Source organism: Acinetobacter sp. TW_SC_4 (assembly GCF_054861205.1).
In genome coordinates this window covers 1,433,814-1,453,072 of record NZ_CM142174.1, presented here as the reverse complement: position 1 = coordinate 1,453,072, position 19,259 = coordinate 1,433,814, and the positions used below count along the sequence as shown (strand labels likewise).

The 19,259-nt window shown below is 40.3% G+C and carries 28 protein-coding genes; 6 read left to right on the top strand and 22 right to left on the bottom strand.

Annotated features, from left to right (window positions below; translation table 11 throughout):
• The 20 genes from ACWM1W_RS06980 to ACWM1W_RS06885 all read right to left on the bottom strand — a co-directional run bounded on the left by ACWM1W_RS06980 (position 1) and on the right by ACWM1W_RS06885 (position 12,122).
• Positions 1 to 1,458 (bottom strand): phage portal protein family protein, encoded by a 1,458-nt coding sequence (locus ACWM1W_RS06980; protein WP_375725385.1) that lies wholly within the window; start codon positions 1,456 to 1,458, stop codon positions 1 to 3.
• A 9-nt stretch (positions 1,459 to 1,467) separates the two neighbouring features.
• Positions 1,468 to 3,144, bottom strand: a complete 1,677-nt coding sequence (locus ACWM1W_RS06975; protein WP_375725384.1) for a terminase — start codon at positions 3,142 to 3,144, stop codon at positions 1,468 to 1,470.
• On the bottom strand, positions 3,141 to 3,638 hold the full coding sequence (locus ACWM1W_RS06970; protein ID WP_180049187.1) for a DUF2280 domain-containing protein: 498 nt from the start codon (positions 3,636 to 3,638) through the stop codon (positions 3,141 to 3,143). The genes ACWM1W_RS06975 and ACWM1W_RS06970 overlap by 4 nt, the downstream gene beginning before the upstream one ends.
• A gap of 45 nt (positions 3,639 to 3,683) precedes the next feature.
• On the bottom strand, positions 3,684 to 4,325 hold the full coding sequence (locus ACWM1W_RS06965) for a putative metallopeptidase (protein ID WP_375725383.1): 642 nt from the start codon (positions 4,323 to 4,325) through the stop codon (positions 3,684 to 3,686).
• A complete protein-coding gene (locus ACWM1W_RS06960; protein ID WP_034703017.1) occupies positions 4,285 to 4,722 on the bottom strand; it encodes a hypothetical protein in 438 nt (145 codons plus the stop codon). Before ACWM1W_RS06960 ends, ACWM1W_RS06965 begins: the two co-directional genes overlap by 41 nt.
• 226 nt (positions 4,723 to 4,948) lie before the next feature.
• Positions 4,949 to 5,119, bottom strand: coding sequence for a hypothetical protein (locus tag ACWM1W_RS06955; protein WP_180025358.1), 171 nt, complete (start codon positions 5,117 to 5,119; stop codon positions 4,949 to 4,951).
• 57 nt (positions 5,120 to 5,176) lie between these two features.
• The gene (locus ACWM1W_RS06950; protein ID WP_375725382.1) at positions 5,177 to 5,563 is read right to left on the bottom strand and encodes a type II toxin-antitoxin system HicB family antitoxin; all 387 of its coding nucleotides are present in this window, start codon (positions 5,561 to 5,563) and stop codon (positions 5,177 to 5,179) included.
• Positions 5,564 to 5,565: 2 nt separating this feature from the next.
• On the bottom strand, positions 5,566 to 5,754 hold the full coding sequence (locus tag ACWM1W_RS06945; protein WP_034581200.1) for a type II toxin-antitoxin system HicA family toxin: 189 nt from the start codon (positions 5,752 to 5,754) through the stop codon (positions 5,566 to 5,568).
• An 866-nt stretch (positions 5,755 to 6,620) separates the two neighbouring features.
• On the bottom strand, positions 6,621 to 7,061 hold the full coding sequence (locus tag ACWM1W_RS06940; RefSeq protein ID WP_375725381.1) for a hypothetical protein: 441 nt from the start codon (positions 7,059 to 7,061) through the stop codon (positions 6,621 to 6,623).
• An 11-nt stretch (positions 7,062 to 7,072) separates the two neighbouring features.
• On the bottom strand, positions 7,073 to 7,489 hold the full coding sequence (locus ACWM1W_RS06935) for a RuvC family protein (RefSeq protein WP_375725380.1): 417 nt from the start codon (positions 7,487 to 7,489) through the stop codon (positions 7,073 to 7,075).
• A complete protein-coding gene (locus tag ACWM1W_RS06930; protein WP_375725379.1) occupies positions 7,482 to 7,991 on the bottom strand; it encodes a hypothetical protein in 510 nt (169 codons plus the stop codon). Before ACWM1W_RS06930 ends, ACWM1W_RS06935 begins: the two co-directional genes overlap by 8 nt.
• Positions 7,988 to 8,395 (bottom strand): hypothetical protein, encoded by a 408-nt coding sequence (locus tag ACWM1W_RS06925; protein ID WP_375725378.1) that lies wholly within the window; start codon positions 8,393 to 8,395, stop codon positions 7,988 to 7,990. The genes ACWM1W_RS06930 and ACWM1W_RS06925 overlap by 4 nt, the downstream gene beginning before the upstream one ends.
• Complete coding sequence (locus tag ACWM1W_RS06920) at positions 8,392 to 8,682, bottom strand: hypothetical protein (RefSeq protein WP_375725377.1); 291 nt, start codon at positions 8,680 to 8,682, stop codon at positions 8,392 to 8,394. Before ACWM1W_RS06920 ends, ACWM1W_RS06925 begins: the two co-directional genes overlap by 4 nt.
• Positions 8,679 to 8,954: a hypothetical protein gene (locus ACWM1W_RS06915; RefSeq protein WP_461603312.1), complete on the bottom strand. Its 276-nt coding sequence runs from the start codon at positions 8,952 to 8,954 to the stop codon at positions 8,679 to 8,681. Before ACWM1W_RS06915 ends, ACWM1W_RS06920 begins: the two co-directional genes overlap by 4 nt.
• Positions 8,951 to 9,286 carry a hypothetical protein gene (locus tag ACWM1W_RS06910; protein WP_286378633.1) on the bottom strand — a complete coding sequence of 112 codons (336 nt, stop codon included), beginning with the start codon at positions 9,284 to 9,286 and terminating at the stop codon, positions 8,951 to 8,953. Before ACWM1W_RS06910 ends, ACWM1W_RS06915 begins: the two co-directional genes overlap by 4 nt.
• Positions 9,283 to 9,882: a restriction endonuclease gene (locus ACWM1W_RS06905; RefSeq protein WP_375725375.1), complete on the bottom strand. Its 600-nt coding sequence runs from the start codon at positions 9,880 to 9,882 to the stop codon at positions 9,283 to 9,285. The genes ACWM1W_RS06910 and ACWM1W_RS06905 overlap by 4 nt, the downstream gene beginning before the upstream one ends.
• Positions 9,882 to 10,616 carry a helix-turn-helix domain-containing protein gene (locus tag ACWM1W_RS06900; protein ID WP_375725374.1) on the bottom strand — a complete coding sequence of 245 codons (735 nt, stop codon included), beginning with the start codon at positions 10,614 to 10,616 and terminating at the stop codon, positions 9,882 to 9,884. Before ACWM1W_RS06900 ends, ACWM1W_RS06905 begins: the two co-directional genes overlap by 1 nt.
• Entirely contained in the window at positions 10,613 to 11,269 is a 657-nt protein-coding gene (locus ACWM1W_RS06895; protein ID WP_375725373.1) for a Rha family transcriptional regulator, read from the bottom strand. The genes ACWM1W_RS06900 and ACWM1W_RS06895 overlap by 4 nt, the downstream gene beginning before the upstream one ends.
• A 49-nt stretch (positions 11,270 to 11,318) precedes the next feature.
• The gene (locus ACWM1W_RS06890; RefSeq protein ID WP_375725372.1) at positions 11,319 to 11,810 is read right to left on the bottom strand and encodes a phage regulatory CII family protein; all 492 of its coding nucleotides are present in this window, start codon (positions 11,808 to 11,810) and stop codon (positions 11,319 to 11,321) included.
• Positions 11,811 to 11,867: 57 nt separating this feature from the next.
• Positions 11,868 to 12,122, bottom strand: coding sequence for a hypothetical protein (locus ACWM1W_RS06885; RefSeq protein WP_375725371.1), 255 nt, complete (start codon positions 12,120 to 12,122; stop codon positions 11,868 to 11,870).
• 116 nt (positions 12,123 to 12,238) lie between these two features.
• Here ACWM1W_RS06885 and ACWM1W_RS06880 point away from each other — a divergent pair, with 116 nt between their 5' ends.
• The 6 genes from ACWM1W_RS06880 to ACWM1W_RS06855 all read left to right on the top strand — a co-directional run bounded on the left by ACWM1W_RS06880 (position 12,239) and on the right by ACWM1W_RS06855 (position 17,187).
• Complete coding sequence (locus ACWM1W_RS06880) at positions 12,239 to 12,937, top strand: LexA family protein (RefSeq protein ID WP_375725370.1); 699 nt, start codon at positions 12,239 to 12,241, stop codon at positions 12,935 to 12,937.
• Between the two features lie 45 nt (positions 12,938 to 12,982).
• Entirely contained in the window at positions 12,983 to 13,738 is a 756-nt protein-coding gene (locus ACWM1W_RS06875; RefSeq protein WP_180003584.1) for a DUF3800 domain-containing protein, read from the top strand.
• 162 nt (positions 13,739 to 13,900) lie between these two features.
• On the top strand, positions 13,901 to 15,763 hold the full coding sequence (locus ACWM1W_RS06870) for a DEAD/DEAH box helicase (protein WP_375725369.1): 1,863 nt from the start codon (positions 13,901 to 13,903) through the stop codon (positions 15,761 to 15,763).
• A complete protein-coding gene (locus ACWM1W_RS06865; protein ID WP_375725368.1) occupies positions 15,760 to 16,197 on the top strand; it encodes a hypothetical protein in 438 nt (145 codons plus the stop codon). Before ACWM1W_RS06870 ends, ACWM1W_RS06865 begins: the two co-directional genes overlap by 4 nt.
• Before the next feature lie 94 nt (positions 16,198 to 16,291).
• The gene (locus ACWM1W_RS06860; protein ID WP_375725367.1) at positions 16,292 to 16,627 is read left to right on the top strand and encodes a hypothetical protein; all 336 of its coding nucleotides are present in this window, start codon (positions 16,292 to 16,294) and stop codon (positions 16,625 to 16,627) included.
• Between the two features lie 206 nt (positions 16,628 to 16,833).
• Positions 16,834 to 17,187 carry a hypothetical protein gene (locus ACWM1W_RS06855; RefSeq protein WP_005262268.1) on the top strand — a complete coding sequence of 118 codons (354 nt, stop codon included), beginning with the start codon at positions 16,834 to 16,836 and terminating at the stop codon, positions 17,185 to 17,187.
• 137 nt (positions 17,188 to 17,324) lie between these two features.
• On the opposite strand, the gene istB is transcribed toward ACWM1W_RS06855, so the two are convergent.
• Positions 17,325 to 18,098, bottom strand: a complete 774-nt coding sequence (gene istB, locus ACWM1W_RS06850; protein WP_075167882.1) for an IS21-like element ISAba8 family helper ATPase IstB — start codon at positions 18,096 to 18,098, stop codon at positions 17,325 to 17,327.
• A complete protein-coding gene (gene istA, locus ACWM1W_RS06845) occupies positions 18,098 to 19,117 on the bottom strand; it encodes an IS21 family transposase (protein WP_286716026.1) in 1,020 nt (339 codons plus the stop codon). Before istA ends, istB begins: the two co-directional genes overlap by 1 nt.
• Positions 19,118 to 19,259 lie beyond the last annotated feature (142 nt).

Here is a 19,259-nt window from a genome sequence, read left to right as displayed (position 1 = left end):
TTACTTCCCGTTTTGAGCCGTCACATACCCCAATACATCTGCAGCATACAAAGCTTGGTCCAGATTAGCTGTGAACTGTGTCTGAGTTGCACCAGGTATTAATTGCATCAGGTTATAAGCCAGACTTTCAGGGCTATCAGACTTGAATACCAATTCCTTGACCTGATCTGGTTTCAGTAGCTGCAATTCATCCTGACCATCAGTCAGTTCTTCAACTTCCTGCTGTTCTGGTGAGAGCTTGTTGGCTGTTGCCTTAAAGTTGAATGCCTGGCGAGGTAATGCAGTGAATTGATTGAAACCAGTTTGGACTTGATCAACCAGATCTTCTTCTTGCAGCCCATACTCACGAATGAAGTAATCTTTAGAAAGATTGGCACCTGCATTTTTTAAGTGTACGTCTCGCTCTGCCTGGTCCTTATTCAGTGGTTTTGGCTTTTCACCCAACATAACTGTATATTTAGACCACCCATTCAAGACACATAATGAGTCGACTACAGCTTGCAGGGTTGGAGTCACCAATCGAATATCTGACTTCAACTTGTCCAATCTTACATTTTCATGCACTTGGCCAAGGCTATAACTTCCCTTTCCATCTGTTCCACTGGTAAGCGTCTGCCCTAATACAACCTTTTGGATCTGGCGAATCAGTTGGTTATTGAATGATTCAAACGCAGCACCAGCAGTACCACTTGTCCCTGATGTAGACAAAATCTGAACATCATCATCTGCATCAATCGATAAGACGCTCTGTGCATGTGCATTTAACAATGCTCTGCTCATGTCCTCGGTTTCAGTATCTTTACATTTACCCAGTAAGATCGGCGTCCCAAAACGCTCCAGAAATTTAGCCCAGAACTTGAATCCATTCTGTTTAAAGAAGAACAACCAATACAGGGTAGCCAATAGCGCTTTGCCATAGGGCTGTTCATATGTAGCCTTACGGCGTGTTAAAAAGAATTTGAATACCTGATCCACTTCATGCTCGGTACCAATGCCTTCTGGTCGGTAAATTAAGCGGCCATCATTTTTAGGTTCAAACCACTGCATAGGTTTTTCACCGATCCACTGAATACCCAAATAGCCTTCTGGTTTTAACTCATAGACAGCTTCTTGTACTGAATAACCAAAGAACAGTGCACTCATGGCACCAGTAGCAATTTCATGAAACCATTCTTTCAATATCAGATTAAGCTTTTGTGCTTCATCAGTATCATTGGGTTCAACACGCAACGGCGTAGCTAGCAATGCATCAATTCGCGTTTCCACTACTTGAGCAATCTCATCATCATCAAGCAGTACACGTAATCTATGACGTGTAATGCCTGCTTTGCGTAGTACTTCATCCGTATCAGGCTGTTTGCCAAAGTTCACCAGAAACTGAGTGACCGCTTCTTGAGTGTATAAATTGCCATAAGACAAAGCCTTCTTTGACGCTTTGTCCTTTTTAGACTTTGCCATGTAAACACCTTAATAAGTTCGAGATCCTGCACCTGCAGGTTTTTTCCGTTTTCGCTCTCGGATATCGCTAAAGCAAATCATGATGCTGTCTGCTCGGTTTGGAGATAAAGCTCCATCCGGTTGCTTATTGACTAGGATTTTGCCTGCACCATTTTTTGTATAAGTGGGTTGCGATAACTCTCGCTTGAGCTGTTCAAGCTCCTGCTTGTTTATGTCTTTGGTAGAGAGCGAAATAAGATTGTCTGGGTCATATTGCATACCTTGTAAGGCTCGATAAGTATTCTGGAATCTTATGCGTAATGACCACCACATCTGAGCCTTAAGATTGGCAAAGAAGTCTACATTTTTACGCGCCTCAACCATTTCCTGCTCTGGGTTGTGCACCGCACCTGAGCCTCGGAATGGATTTGCTTCGATCTCCGGAATACCTTTGGATCTATTCTGCTCATTAATGACTCGGGCATCACCACGTACACCAGCACCAAGGCCGTCAGCATCGTAAAAAAACGAGTTCAAGCGTAGATCCAGACAAGCATCAATGGCTTTTTGAGTCGTTCCAAAGATGTCATCACCAATACCAGACCAAGTATCTAAATACTGCAATACGATGCCATGACGTGCAGCAAAAGAGTTCTTATCCTTACCTTCATCCGCCACATCAAGCGCGCCCATCCGTTCGCCTGACGGCTGAATATCTAATTCAAGATGAGCATCGACCGCAGCTTGTACCCATGCTGATGGAATCAACACACCTTCTACCGAGGCGGCATAGTCAATATCAACCTCTTGAGCTAAAACGATGTCATCAAGGGTGGCCAATTGTTTTTCATACCAGGGATAAATTAATTTGCCATTAAATTCGACCTGCCAATTCTTATCTGGGTTATCACGCCATGCCATTGTAAAAACGGCGTAACGCCCACTAAAACGATCTTGGTGAAACTTGTCACCAATCCCGTTTGGAGTAGACCCCTTGATGTGTACGTTAGTATTTTGAGAAATTGCAGCATCAACTGCTTCTTGACGCTCTACGAATGCCCATTCATCCAGAAAGTACATTGTGGTACGACCACCTCGGCCAATGTTATCACCCGCTTCACCGGTAACAGTTGCACCGTTGTCCGGGTTGATGATTCGCATGTAGTTGTCATGCACTTTCTCAACAAAGCCTTTAGGCTTCATCCAGTCAGGCAGCTTGGAAAACATATCCCTGAATTTGTGCAGCAAGGTTTTCGGATCACCTTTCTTATCAACCAGATCTTCTTTACGGCTACCGACGCCACCTGCAAAGCCTTCAACAAATAGCCATCGGTGCAGATAAAAACCAAGTACAACGTAACTCATACCCTCATCACGACTTTTTTCAATTAAGCCGTGTGTCTGGGTGCTTTCACGCTCTAATAGCCAATCAACAAGCTCAACCTGACCCGGACGCAAAACAAAAGGAATATTGGCCGGTAACCCGAAAGGCATGCCCCGTGGATCGTAAGTCCATACCCAGTGATTAAACCAATGAGCCGGATTACTCTTACATCTGTAGATTTCAGCCTCTCGACTTAGTTCATTCTGCTCTATCAGCATCCGGTAGTAATAACGCCGTTTCATTTCTTCAATGATTTCAGGCAGACGCGTATTGATCGTCCACTCTTTAATTAGTGGCGCTATATCTTCGATTGCGTAAGTCATAACTTGCCATTAATTGCTAAACGCGAAAGCTCTTGCGCGGATAGTCCGTTAAGCTCATCTGGTGTGAATTGATGCGTTGATTTAGTTTCTTGCTGAATAGGTCCACCGTCTTTACCGGTAATCTCTATTTTCTTTTCATAGTGGCCTTTGACAATCTTCTGCATCTGATCAATCAGTTTGATTGCCATCACCACGTTACCTTTTTTTGAAACCAGCAAATCACTCAGTATCTGAAGCTGCACAATATCGTTAGCACCTTCAATGTTATAGATCGGCTGGGCAATGTATTGCTTACGTGCTTCATTAAATAGATCTACAAATTCCTGTGATAAGTCAGCACCTGCAACTTTGGTAGGATCATATGTCTCCACTTGTTGTGGGGAAACATCAACTCCTAATTTTACCTTGATGTCTTCTACTACTTGAGTGGGGGTCATAAACTGGGCAAGTGCTCGAACTATAAATACTTTTTCGTGTTTTTTAAGTCTTGCCATAAATCACCATCCATCAAGGTACATCAAGGAAAGTGGGCAAAAAAATTAACCGATGACACAGTTCCCACAACACGCAGCCATACTTTTTTCAGATACAAACGGTGCATTCTTCGCAATTTCAACGAGACGTTTCACTGAATCATCAGCCCCCCATCGTTTGGTTTCACCAAAGAACACTTCTACATCATGGCCAGCTAAGTAATGCTTAGGCAGCCCAGTCATATCGCTATAAATGATTTCGCCATCTTCATCACGCTCTACACCAATATGATATAGCTCATGCTCAATCAGTCGACAGAATTCACGATCCGAAGCCTGTTCACAGAATGCTGCATCAACCGTAATCAGATATTGGGGTACGAATCCAAACCAATCACGCATTTGTTGTTCCTGGCGTGCTTTCTTCCAGCCGCCCACGTTAAACATGACCTTTTCACATTGGCCTAACACCATACGTTTTTTCGCTACGGCGGCAGATGAAGCCCAGGCGAATGCAAGAAACTCTTCATTGTCATGCAGTAATTCAGCAACATGGTCATGATCCGGGTTGTGCAGTTCACCACCTAAAGTAAGCCAATTCTTTACGACCCATTCTTTAAGCTCTGGTGCAGGTGCCAAGCGAATGGCTTCCTCTTCTTCGGCCTGATCAATCAGATCCGTCGGTGGGAATGGTCTGAACTGTTCCATGTGATGCCTTTAAATCTCGCAGCCATCTTGTGGCGATTGCAGAATGAATATCGCTAATCTCAAAACGTATAAACCGATACCCCATTTCTTCAGCATGATCGTATTTGTCGACACTCCACGCCTTATTTGCCAGCTTACCTCTACGCCCACCAGACCAAGGACCACCGGCAATTTCAATTAATGTAAGGTAGCCCACGAGGTGAAGATCAAAGCGCCAATGCTTAGTGCTTTTAAAATGAAAATATTCTTCGTACTTGATTTCCATCCGATCAAGAATTTCTTTGAGTCGATCGAATGCTTCTAAGTATTTCTCACCAGGCTTAGGTAATGGTCTGGTTCGTGATTTCTTTTTGGGTGGGATCTTCTGAGTAAAAATTTTGTATGCTTTCTCATCCATAAAAGATCAGCCATTAAAAAACCTCCCGAAGGAGGTTTTATTTGTACGTTTGCCCTATTAGATAGATTATTGAGCTTATAATTAAGATCGCCAATAAAGTTACCAACATTTCAATTTTTGTCATTAGAGAATGCCTTAGCTTTATGTCTACCATTAATAGATATAAAGATAAAAGGTATATGGAACAATATCAAAAGTGATCATTTTAAATATCTTGACTAATCTTTTATTGCAGCATATTTCTAAGATTTTTAATTCGTTGTTTCAGTTCAATCATAATTTCATCTATCGCAATCATTTGATGCCGCTTAAGCCCAGCTCTACTGAGGTTCTGATACTTAGACAGCTCAGCACTGCAAAATTCTAAGTCTTGTTTAGCTTGTACTTTGTCTGTCATGGGTACCCCAAAATAAAAAAACCCAGCACTCAGGCTGGGTCTGTCATATTGTTTATTTTACTGATGCAATGCCATTTCCGCGCTTTTGGCTAAAAATGCCGAACGGCTTAAATGTTGTTTTTTAGCCATAGCATCAATACGTTTCACTAAAGCTTCTGGCATGCTGATATTAATACGAACAGACTTGGTATTTACCTTTGCTGTATCAATATCAACTAACAACCAAAAACCACCTTCAAATCTCTTATCACTTAACCATTGTTCCGGGCTTGACGGTGTAGGTAACGGAATATCTTCACCATCAAAGTGAACTTCAACCGCTTCCTGCGCCATGCGCTGGATGTCTTGCATTTCATCAGCAGCACTGAAACACCCTTCAAAGTCAGGGAAAGTTAAACCGTATGCAGTATCTTCATCTTTATGAACATATACTGGATATAACATTTTTACCTCCATTCCCAACCAGCCTGTTTATATATATTGCGTAGAGTTCCTATCGGCATATCTTTACGTGGATGTGGCACCACAACATGCCCGGACTTTTCAGGATGCTTGTACTTTTCATGGTCGCCCTTACCGCCAACCTTATACCAGCCTTCCTGCTCTAGACGCTTAATAATATCTTTGCTGTTCATTGTGTAACTATACACACTTTTGGGTGGTTTCATGATAAAAAGTCTCTAAATAACTATTTCGTATTTAGTTCATGATGACTACTAAAGCACTAACTCTCAATAGCAATATTTTACTATGTTATTGTTTTATAATAATATATTAACATTAAAAAAAATAAAATTAATGAATAACAAATACTAAGCTAGGCGTTCATTTAATGTAACAAAATATTTTAATAAAAAGAAAAACCCCTCAACATCTAGAATGCGAGGGGCTTTGATTGCCGTAATACGTCCGGCGAATTTTAGTCAAAAAAATACCCACACCATTGGGGTCGATGTGGGCGAAACTTTAAATTCAAAATGTGGAGATTTTGAATAATCGGTAAGATAGTATGTATTATATTTGAGATCTAACTCGTTTTAAAAATAAACTATTAATTACTAAGTGATTTTAACGATTAAATTGAATTAAGTCACTTTATTTCTTTCAAACAATTCCGACACACCTTGATTTCTTCATCATCAATCGTGTAGTCGATCTCAGTCGCACCATGCAGGCCGAATAAACACATCAGTAATCTAAGCATGATTTTACTCCTGGACAATCAAGCAATCATGTCGCAAGAAATGTCAGTTATTTTCACTTATAAAACATAAATTTATAATATTCATTACTGAAATAATGTCATTAACTTTGTCGAACTAAGCAAGATTCATTCCTGGTTAATCAAGCATTTTAATTTGGTATGATTACACTAGTATTTCTCAGGGCAATAAAAAAGCCCACCTTTCGATGAGCTTCTTTTAGAACCAAGTGCATTATTTACACTTCGGTCACTTATAACACAAAATAGCATATTCGCATTTAAACGCAAGTTATTTAATCATTTTAAGCGAAGTCTTTTGTCATGACCTACCAGATAGTAACTTCCTGCAAAAACCATGTTGTTTATCGAGCTTCTTGATAGAGCAAATTCTCTCTCCATCTGGCTTAATGACATCCCTCTCACATTCTTTTCGATAAACAACTGCACAGCCACTTTCGCCGAAGCACAAACCGAACTCGACTTATTAAAATCAACAATCAATTTCCGCACCTGCTCAGCCTCAAAGTCACCAATCTGGCAAACGATCTGATCCCTACGTGGCGCTACCCCTTTGTTGTTTTCAAGAATCAGCCAGTAGATCTGATTTACCCCAAGTGAGTCTGGTTGATTTCCTGACTTCATACGTGAAATCTGGATGTATGCCCCATACTGCTTAAGCCAATCTTCAATACTAAAACGATCCCAGTTCATAATTTCTGTCTTAACCATCGCATTCATCCCATCACCCCTTACTTCATACCTATGATCAACATCGCAGCATCCCGTTGTTCTTGATTCGTTCTGCCTTGCCAACCTGTAATTCGATTAAAATCTTCCGCCTTCAACTTTGTACGTGTCGGCTTTACCAATACCACCGCTAAACCGCATTCTTTTGCCATCTCTGCGAGCAATTTACCCGTTGCGTGGTTCTCCCCTACATTCTTGGCAATCTTCTCTCCTGCGGTCTTAGAATGACCAAAACGGAAATTAGATTTCTTATTAAGCCAACCTGCTTCAATGACCACTTTCTTGATTTCATCCTGGTGGCTTCGAAATAACTCTACAGTCTGAGCAAAGGTTAAATTTTTAAGTTCCAGTGACTGCCCTAAGACAGCCACTCCTGATTTCTCCAAGTCTGGATCGATGCCGATAATCAGGTCAGTCATTGGCACCTCGCACAATACTGTCAATCTCAGCCTCAAGGTCGCTGACTCTCACAAGCACCTTGATATATTCCAGCCATGCACTAGATTCTTCCCATTCACCGCCAGGCTTGCAGATATCAAAGTCAACCAAATGAGAAAGTTGCGGCTCATTCTCAGCTACTGCCAGAGCATCTTTAGCAATATTCTTGACATACTCCTTGTTCTCGATGTGATAGAACTCAGCCCCATCAGGAACCGATTCAATTGCTAGGACCAAACTTTTTAAGCGCTCTAACTTCGATTTAATCTCATCAACCGCACCAACGACTTGCTCACAAGTCCAACCACAACGAGCAGAAAGACCATTAACACCATGAAGCATGCTTGATATTTTTCGCATAGATGTTTCAAAGCGATCTTTTCTAACCACTTCACCACTTGCATCAAATTCCAGATCTTCTAGTTTTGCATCACGGAATTGAGGCAACCGAATATCTTGTTCTGTTACTGGGTTCTTATTCATGACTCACCTCGCAAGATCTCTTTTACTTCACCCAATACACAAGCGGTTTCAGCCGACTCACAACAATTTGATGCTCTTTGAATTTCCTCTAATGCTTCGCCTGCTCGCCCTTGAAGTTCATCCCTTTCCTTCTTCACATGGATACAACAAGCCTCCATGTTGTTGAGCTGGGCTTTCAGACCTTCAATCTGCTTCTCATACTTCCGCAGGTCGGCATCTTGGAGTTTGATTACTTCATCCATTTCTTGGATGGCGGCTCGACCAACCAGCCAAGCTAGATAAGTCATCTGAACCGGAAGCACCCGATAAGCACCACCATCCTTATCAAACAGCTTGTCACCATGGATGAATCGCATGTTTGTGTAGAAGTCTTGATCCTCAAACCACTTTTCAAAATCACTCATCTCTCAATCACCACTGTAGTTGGGCTGATATGGTTTTTGATGTCGCTGCAATGGTCAGTGCGGTCGTGGTCGGCGATGGTTGCGCGCAGATCCCCAAGACAAACTAGAAGGTGCTTAAAACGCTCGGAATAGCTAGTAAATTTCCATTGATCCTCCTCCCAGTAATACCACTCAACTGCATTTCTTTTTTGGAAGTAGGTATCATGTAGAAAATCTGTCGCTCCCACAGGCGCCCCATCCACAATCTGCTTGCACTTTTCCAATCCTAATTTTTCGATTAAGTTCATCCCTTCACCCCAAATAACTGTTTGGTCTTTTCAGTTGGTCTATAAGTCCAGACCGATGTCTTTTCCAAATAACCACTATCTACCAAGTCTTTTAAGCAAGCCCGAATGGTGTCCCTTGTGCTGTTCAGTACATTCTCAATAATGTTGCTTACAGTCACATCCTTGGTTGCATAAGCTGAATAGACCAGGATATCCATTCTCTTTTCAAAACATGATCTAGACCGGCTTACGTTCACCCAATCCACGGTTTTATTGTCGTTTTGGTCTTTCATGCGGCACCCCACTTTTTAAGCCACTCGCGATGCTCTTTGGACTTCTTATCCACACCAAGCCACTCGGCAAAACTTTCACAGCAGTCAGAATTCAAATACTCTTGATAGCGCTTTTGCCCTGCGGTCATTTTGCGAACCTTTCCCATGTCTTTATATTCGACGCGCCATGTTGGGTGGCAAAAATCCCTCTGACTTGCTTTGTGGGAATCGAAATTGACGATGATGTGCCCGTTTTTAGCGCCAACAATCACACCAGGCTCGCCATCAACTATCACGCGACGACCAACACAAGCATTCACACCATAGTTTTTATTTATCCAATCAAAACTCACACCCCACCCCCTGCGCTTTTTCCTACACGTTTCACCATTGCAGCCAATTCAGGCGGACACGGCACACCAGATCTCGGTGCATAGTTATGCCCAATCGTTTTCACTTCCGGCTTTTTCCAAAGCTCTTGAGCACGGCCTTGATCTTTCGCTTTTTGCAGATAGTCCTCGTAAATGTCCTTAAATGCTCTGTGAGCCGCTTTTTGCCCTTCCACATCCAAGATATGGCGAACTTCATCCAAAGCGCATTTAGCAAGAGCTGTGATCGGTTTTGATGGGTCTGCTTCAAAGTTCATTGCTTTTGCCCAAGCCTGATCAGCAGTCCACCAGTCAGCCGCAATACACCAGCTACGGAATTCTGGAAGCGATGGACACCATTTTTCAGTCAACATGCGATCCAAACCGCGCTTAATGTCTTTAGGCTTAAGGCCATTCAAAACAGTGCAGGTGGTTTGCTGTAATTGAACTGGATCAATAGAACCAAACTTCTTGTCGAACTCAGCACCGTAAAGTTGTTGTATACGACCTAAAATCTGATCTGCCACTTCAACTGGAAAGTCCACAGCGAAGGCATCTTGAAATAACTGAATACTGTTCATTAGTTCACATCCTTCATTTGTGGCTGGTTAAAGCCTTGGCCAAATCGATGAGGTTTGTTTTGTTGAGCAGGTTGGTTTTGATTCTTCATCCACTCCGCCTTAAATCCTTTCCATGAATTCACAACACAGTGTTCAAGGACCTGATTCAAAGTAAGACCAGATTTTTGTTGTTCAGAGATAAGAGACTTGAATGCTGTTTCTGAATTAACAGCCTTCTTTGCTTTACGAACTTCCATGTATTCAGAGATAAGCTTTTGATCTGCTCCTTGAGAAACTAGAGCGTTAGCAAAGTTGAATTTTTCCTTATATATATTGGTAGATTCATTGGTAGATTCTATTGGTAGATTCTGTGTACCGTTTTTGGTACTGGTCGCGGTACCAATTTTGGTACTGGTTGAAGTACCGTTTTTGGTACTAGTACCAATTTTGGTACTGGTTCCTTTTTTGGTACTAGTTAGGTCATCTTCGCGACCACGCACACCAACCAGTTGATAAACTTTTACCCCATTGCCACGCGTTTCTTCAGTAAAGCGAATAAGGTTTATTTCTTGCAGGCGCTCCAAAACTTTCATAATGGTTTTGCGATCGCACTTGGTGTCAACCTCAAGGCGTTTGATGCTCGGCCATGCCTTATGATCCTCTCCTGCGCGGTCAGCCAACGAAAGTAAGACAGTGCGCTGAGGGCAGCTTTCTACAGGCGCAGTCCACGCCCAGCGAGTTGCATCTAAGCTCATTGCACCACCCCCTCACTCACAAGCTGCTCAATTACCCACTGTTCGCCTTTATTGGTGAATTTGGATTGTGGGTAGCCTTGTTCTGTTTGCTTGACTTCGCCATAACCTTTGTCAATAAACCACTGGGCAAAGGTACGTCCAGCAATACGACGGTCATATACCCCCATATCAGCAAGGTATTGATTGAGTTTTACCGCCGACATGCCGACCTTTTTACCTACCTGAGAGGCATTTAAAAGATTTTTAGTGTCGGCAACACGGTCGAAGTACTGGACTTTAGGGGCTGCGAGTTCTAATTGGCGTGCTTGATCGGCTGCTAGTTGGAGTGCTTCAGCAAAAGTTTGCGGAAGTTGTACAGCGTTTTGGTTTTCTAGTTCATCCCAACGCTTAATAATAGCCATGCGAAGTGAAACGCTATACCCGGAAACAAGGCATAAAGTCAGATTGCGATCCATGTGGATTTCTGAAATATAACCACGGCCATCTTGGATAATTTGAAAGTGAGGATCATCCAAATTTGGATCATCAAGGATTTGATCTATAACAACCTTTGCATCACGAATAACATGAGAATGTTGTTTATTGGTTAAAGTCGATATTTCTCGACTACTCATTGTTTTTACGCTAGAATTGATCTGTGCTAACATATTCATTGTTTGGATCTCCGATGATTTAAACACCGAAAAAGCCTGACCTCGCCCGTCAGGCTTTTTCTCGTTGTAGAGCTGATAAATACTTTGCGCACTCGCCTTTCATGGCTTTACGCAAAGACTGAATTTTGTGTTCGATTCCTTCCAGGATGCGATCTGTCTCATCCATTTCAGCAGGTGTCACCACACCATCTTCCAGAGCAGATAAAACCTGTTTATTCGCTGCGCCATTACCAACATTCATGCCAAGCAGTGACTCAAGAACACCTAGTTGATGATCTTTTCCTTCCGCTTGCTCTACTGGCATTAATGCGAAACCTAATTTGTGCGCCCATACCTTTAACGAAGCTGGGTTTTGCGTATAAGTCAGCATTGCTTCAAATGCCTTTAGGCTCGGCAAATGGTTTTCCATATTTGGATTGGCATAGTTCAAAATCGTGTTGTGAGACACACCAACAACATCAGCAATCTCTTTAGGCGTAATCCCGTTAGATTGGTGAATCATCTTGTGTAGTGCGGTTTTGGTCTCTTTCGATATATCCATGTGAACACCTTATTTACTTTCACGTTTATTAAAAATACTAAGTTGTTGATAATTGGTTTAAGCGGTTAGCGATAAGGCTTGATTTCGGATGTAGTTAAAATCCACATCAGGACACAACAGATCACAACTCACTTGACCGTTACTCTCCTTATCAATCTTGATTGCTAAGGAGACGCCACATTTGCTATTGCCATACATGATTTGATTTAAGTAACCAATCGATGTTTGACAGCGTTTAGCAAATGCTTTTCGCTCACTAAGGGTTAATTGGCTGAGGTAACTTTTAAGTTCGATTGTTTGGGAAGAAGACATATTAATCTCCTTTACTAATTTAATTTAGTAAATACTAATTTTTATCACTTAACAAGTCAATAAAGATTTAGTGTTTGCGAATTTACTTTTTACTAAAAAGTCTGTGAAATACCGAAATGGACATAATTTCTTTAAGACGCGCTAATTTGCGCCAGGCTATTGATGCCAAAATAAAATCTGAGGGGTTTTCTTCGGATGCTGCCTTTTGTGAGCATTACGACCTGAATCCAAGTCACATATCTCAGCTTGTGAAAGGTCATGGGAGTTTTGGTGAGCGTGCCGCACGCAATCTTGAGAAAAAGGTCGGCTGGGAAGCGGGCCTGCTTGATAGAGAGCCGACAAAAAATATTTTCGGTGAAGAGACTTTAGCCAATGTTCCGCGAGTTAAGGCGCGCATGGCTCCTGTTTTATCTTGGGTACAGGCTGGTAATTTTACCAATGTCGCAGCAGTTGATATGAGTCAAGTTTCACAGTGGTTGCCACTACCAGAAGATGAGTGTTCAAACTGCTTTTTTCTTAGAGTTCAAGGGATAAGTAATTTTCCAGATTTTATTGAAGGTGACTACATTGTTGTGAATCCAGATGCTTATTATGGAGACATGCAATCTGGAGACATTATTGTAGTTCGTCGAGGTGATGATGCTACTTTTAAGAAATTGGTTATTGAGACAAATGGAAAGAGATACCTTCAAGCATTAAATCCAGACTTCAAGCCAAATATTATTGAATTTGATGAAGAATGCCAATTTGTTGGCCAGGTTGTGGACTGTGTACGCTACGTTTATCACGCAAAACCACGATTAAGAAAAAATTAAAAATAAAAGCCGCTATATGCGGCTTAGTCGGTATTGGAGTGGGGTATGGAGTTTAGCGATTATATTGTTTATGTTGATGAAAGTGGCGACCATACCATAAATGGCTACAACACAAAGTACCCTGTCTTTGTTCTGGCTTTTTGTATTTTTCATAAAAGATATTACACAGAAACTGTAATCAAAAGATTAGAGCAACTTAAATTTAAGCATTTTGGTCACGATATTATCGTGATGCATGAAAGGGATATTCTTAAAGGCACGGGGGAGTTTAAGAATTATTCTTCGAAAGAACAGAAAGAAGCTCTTTTAAGTGACCTTACCGAATTAATGCAAGAAACAAATTTTATTTTAATTTCATGTGTTGTTAGAAAAGATATTTTAATTCAAAGGTATGCTGCTCCCAAAAATCCATATTTTATTGCTTTAGAGTTCGGTTTGGAACGAATCTATAAGTTTTTGGTGGAGAAGAATCAACAAGATAAGAAGACATTTATTGTTTTTGAACAACGCGGATTGCAGGAAGATAGAGATCTAGAGCTTGAATTTAGAAGAGTATGCGATGGAAATAATTATCAAAAAATCTGTCTTCCATTTGAAATTAAAATGGCATCAAAAAAAGTAAATTCATCAGGCTTACAAATTGCTGATTTAGTTGCGCGCCCTATTGGTAACCATGTCTTAAAACCAGACCAGGCTAACAGAGCGTTTGATGTGTTGAAGTATAAATTTTATAGCTCAAACGGACGTAAAGGAGCTGGGGTTGGATATCATGGCTATGGTTTAAAAGTATTTCCCAAATAACAGATAAACAAAAGGCCCTAACATAACGCTAGAGCCTTTCGCCGACTGGGAATCCCCGGTCCATGTGTAACAGTGTAAAACACAAATAAGTAATATGCAATAGTGATTCATTATACTGCGAACCCGACGCAGGTCTTTGATCGGGAATATAGGGGTTTACGTATGTCTTATTTTAAAGATACGACAGTTAATATTGTTGGAAACAATAAGCTTAGATCTCCTCAGATCGAGGCTTATATAAAGATTCAAGATTATTTTGAACAAAATCCACAAGGTGAAGCGCTAGTTGTATTGCCTACAGGTACTGGAAAATCTGGGCTTATTTCAATTGCGCCATATGGAACATCAAACGGTCGTGTGCTTATTATTACCCCTGGATTGGTCACAAAAGAAAGTATAAGTAAAACTCAAGAATCATTAAAAGATAACTTTTGGATTAACTATGATGTAATTTTTGGTTCTAATAACTTGCCTATTGTTTGTGAATATACATCTGATATTACTGACGAGCATTTAACTAATAGCAATATTATTTATTCAAATATTCAGAGAGTCATAAGTCAATCTGATAGTTGTTTGAAAAATAGAGTTTCACCCGACTTTTTTGACATGATAATTATTGATGAGTCGCATCACTCCGTTGCATCTAGCTGGGAATCAATCCTTGCGTATTTTAATACCGCTAAGAAACTTCATGTTACAGGTACTCCTTTTAGGGGAGATGGTTTACCGATACCTGGTGAAAAAATCCATGAAACCCCATTATCCGAGGTTATGCGCGATAGATTGGTAAAATACCTAAAAAAAGAAACAGTAAATGCCCACCACCTATATTTTATAACACCTGAATTTCCGGATGAGAAGCTAACAGTAGAGCAAGTATTACGATTTAAAGATACTGAGTGGTTACAAAAATGTATAGCTCTATCTAAAGAATGCTCAATGGATGTTATTAATCACAGCCTTATTAAGTTGAAAGAGCTAAGAGACATATCGTCCGATGTACCTCATAAAATTCTGGCAGTTGGCTGTAGTATTGAACATGCTGAAGATCTGCAAAAATGGTATGAAGAGGTAGGGCTTAAATCTATATTAATTCACAGTAATATGGATAAAAGTACTCAAGGAGCAAAATTTAAATCCATTGAGAATCATGAATGCGATGTAGTTGTTTCCGTTAATATGTTAATGGAGGGCTATGATCATAAATACCTCACAATACTATCGATTTTTCGTCCATATAAAAGTCTGAATGCATTTGCTCAAGTAATAGGTCGTGTATTACGAGCAATTCCAGATGAAGAGATTAAAGCTTTTGAAATTGATAATAATGCTACAGTTATTTTTCACGAAGAAACTGGCTTAAATGAATTATGGGAAGATTTTCAAAAAGAAGTTAATCGTGCCAAATCTGAGCGAATTAAAGATTATACTCTGAAAGAGTTAACATCAGATTATAAACGCAGACCGCAAACTCTTGGTAATGTTGACTCTGAGGCTGCTTTTATTAGCGACCAAGATTCTTTTTTACCAGATATAGACTTCAATGAATTATTTGAAACTAAAAGAAAGGAAATAAATTCCAAAGTTCAAGAAACACTTAAAAAGTTTAAAGAGATACAGGATCTTGACGAAAATATTCTTAAAACCTTAGAAAAACAGTTAATTGATCAAGAAAGTAAAAAAATTTCAACTGACTTTATTGATCCAGAATTACTTGAAAAACGTCCAACAGTAGCACGTGATCAGTTAAGAAAACTAATTAAAAAGAAAACTGAAGATGAAGTTACTAATCTTCTTTCAGACCATGGATATAACCCTAAAGGGCTTGAATTAGCGAATTTATTTTCAAGACATACATCAATTATCAAACCTGGTACCGCTAATGATGGCACGTTAGTAATGTATATTAATTTTAAACTATATGATAAATTTGGCTCCATTGCGTCAAGAGATAATCCAACTCTTGTAAAATCCTTGAAGGTAATTCCTTCTCTTATTGAAGAAGTAAGGAAAATGATATGACCGACCTCACACTTACCCAAATTACAGATTCTTTAGCAAGCCTTTATATTTTCAAAGGAATACAGCCATCTGAACTCGCTGATTCAATTTTTGAAGAGTCATATGTGGATATGATTTCTGAAAGAAAGATGGATAAGATTGAGGTTACGCTTACATTTAATGAAAAATGTGAGATTACAGGTAAAATTTACACTCATCATATGAAATATATTTATGATGAGTGTAAATTTTTAATGAAAATTAAAGAAGCAGTTAATTCTAAAAAATTTAAAACTGTTTGGGATAGAACTTTGCTTATTAATTCATCATTAGATAAATTAAGTAAAACCCTAGAAAATTCTAACTACAGTGATAATCAGATTCAGAAAATATTAGATACCATTCCAAAAGATTTCAACTTAAGAAATAGCAAAACTCTCAAAATAGCTTGTTAGGTTTTAGTCTTATTAAAAACCCACCCCGTCGGTGGGTTTTCTTTTTCTCAGACTGACTTATAATTCGAACTCCAATAACAATAAAACTATAACTATGAAGTACATTACACTTATCACTTTACTCTTGTCTTTAGCTTTTACCGGCTGCCAGAAGCAACCAAGTCAAGATATAGACCCAATCACAACCACAGCAGCTCTTGAGAACTCAGATAACATTGTTAGTAAATACATAGAAAAGCTTGATTCAGAGTTCACCACTCAAGATGTGCGGGTAAAAATCTTATGCAAAGACTATCCGCGTGAGTATGAAAAGAACTATATGCCCAACTTGTTGAAGCTATCACCCGGTGAATACTCTGAAGCTACACTTCTGGCTGATATGGATTTGGTTTTGGATCACTACAAAGAGAAAGATGCTATTCAGTGCTAAAGCTTTCTTACTTCTGAAATATTAAATCTTTATATTGGACTTAAGACCTCTCATGACCAGGTCTGTAATAACAAAGTAGAGCATCACTAACCCGCTATCCGCGGGTTTTTCTTTATGTAAGGTAAGTGTAACCTTGTCTTTAAACGCTACATTATAACAATTAGTATAAAGACACCTATGATTCATAAATAGAAAGGTAAGTATCAATGAAATATTTGTTAGGTGCAGCATTGTTAGGATTAGCAATTACTGGCTGTACTTCAAATCCAAAAAACGAAGTGGTACAAGAAAAAGTTGTGAGCAATACTCCGGCTGAAACTCAGGTAATTAACTTTACTGGTCCAATGGATCTTACAGTTGAATTGAAATCTTCGGATAATTTTGAAACTGCAGAAATGACAGATAATTCTGGCAAGGTTTATCACCTTAAGCGAGCTATTTCAGGAAGTGGTATGCGTTTAGCCAATAATGATGGTGTTTCAATTCACTTCAAAGCTGGTGAAGGTATTGTAGAGTTTATGAAAGACAAACCTATCAGTATTACTGAATACAAAAAATAAGATTATTGCTCTAGGGCAACCCACCCCAGTGGTGGGTTGTCTTTTTATTATATGAAGTAATATTGTCAACGGCATTCTAAAATTGACCCCTTTTACCTTACAAATGGCAAAGTAAAATTGACCCCTTTGATCTCGTATTAAGTTTCAACCTGGGGCTGAATCCCAATTCTTTTTTTACCCTTCAAACGATAACTCTCACCCGATATTTGTACCACATGACAGTGATGTAATAGCCGATCTAACATCGCAGCGGTCAACGTGACATCATCCGCAAATGACTTAGACCATTGGCTAAAGGGTAAGTTACTCGTCAATATCGTACTGCCTTTTTCATAACGCTTGGCAATCACGTTAAAGAACAGATTCGCTTCTTCACGTCCAAATGGTAAATAACCAATTTCATCGATAATCAGTAACTTTGGTCCCAGTACCGCACGCTGCATATAGGTTTTCAATTTACCTTGCTGATAGGCTGTACTCAGTTGCAGCATTAAATCCGCTGCGGTAATGAACTTGATCTTAATGTTGTTCATGATGGCCTTATAGCCTAATGCCATAGATAAGTGCGTTTTTCCTACTCCGCTAGCCCCCAGAAACACCACATTTTCTGCTCTAGCAATAAAGCTCAGATTGAACAGTTCAATCACCTGTGATTTAGGGGCCCCTAGGGCATAATTAAAATCATAGTCTTCCAGGGTTTTGACTTGAGGCAGGCCTGAGAGTTTCATCAGTACCTGCTGACTGCGCTGTTGCCTGGCAGCATATTCATGCGTCAAGATTGCTTCAACAAAGTCGGCATAACTTCCATCCTGACCTAATGTTTGTTGTGCATGATGTGACCATTGTGATGCGATGGCAGGCAGATTGAGCTTTTGGCAAAGCTGCTCTATACGGTCGTATTGCAGATTCATCAGGAAACTCCTAGCAACTGATCATATACCGATAAGGGATGCTGCAAACTCTCGTAGGGCATGATATGCTGTGCTGCTGCAACAGGTACAGTGCCAGAACCTGTATCTGATTGCGGTAATGGCGTAAATTTTTGCTGCTCCTGTTGCAGTCGAACAGCCGGTTTTTCTTGCGTGGTGGCATGAATCCGCTGATTGGCGGTTTCATGCAGCCACCGGCCAATGTGGGCATTGGCGACATCAACATTTAACAGTAAACCCGAAGTCTTCAGGCTTGCTTTCAATGGCACAATAAAGCTTGATTTGAGGTATCCATTAAAGCGTTCAACTTTGCCTTTGGTCTGTGCACGGTAGGGCTTACATACGCGAGGACGAAAGCTGTATTTCTTGGCGCAGTCGAGCAGTTTGGGGTTCCATTTATGCTGCCCCTCCTGATAGGCATCCCGTTCAATCATGATCGTTTTAGCGTTATCAAACAGGATTTCTTGAGGTACTCCTGCAAAGAACTGAAATGCATTTTCTAGACCATCGATCCATGCATCGGTACGTTCATGATCATAAAATTTCACGAAAGTCGCTCTGGAATACCCTAATGTTGCGACAAAGGCTTTCAAAGTCGTGTTGTTGCGTCGAATCGTGGTGAAATCCACCTGCATTTGTTGGCCAGGTTGGGTTTCAAAACGAATGATCGGTTCCGGTTTAGCAACTGGTTTTAATGTTGCGAGATATTCCCTCAAGATCCTGATCTTTCCTGGATATCCCAACCTTAAAATTTCCTGGTAGAGCACAACAGCAGGAATCCATTCAGGATGAGCTGCGTTTACACGTTTGAGTAAATAGGGTTTATATGGATCAAGAATACTTGTTCTAGGTTGTGTACGCCGATACTGAGGTGTTTCCTTCTGCCGTAAATATTTACGTACGGTATTTCGGGACACCCCCAGTTCACGACTAATGGCTTTAATGGATTTACCTTGCTGATGAAGTATTTGGATTGTCACTGCTTGCTCCAAAGTTAACATGTTGAGCAGTCCAAAATGACCGCTATATTAACCAAGGGGGTCAGTTTTTAAATGCCGTTAGGGGGTCATTTTTACACTGCCGCTAACAATATTCCTATCAGTTTAAAATTATAATATATGACGCTGTAGTCTAAAAATTGTT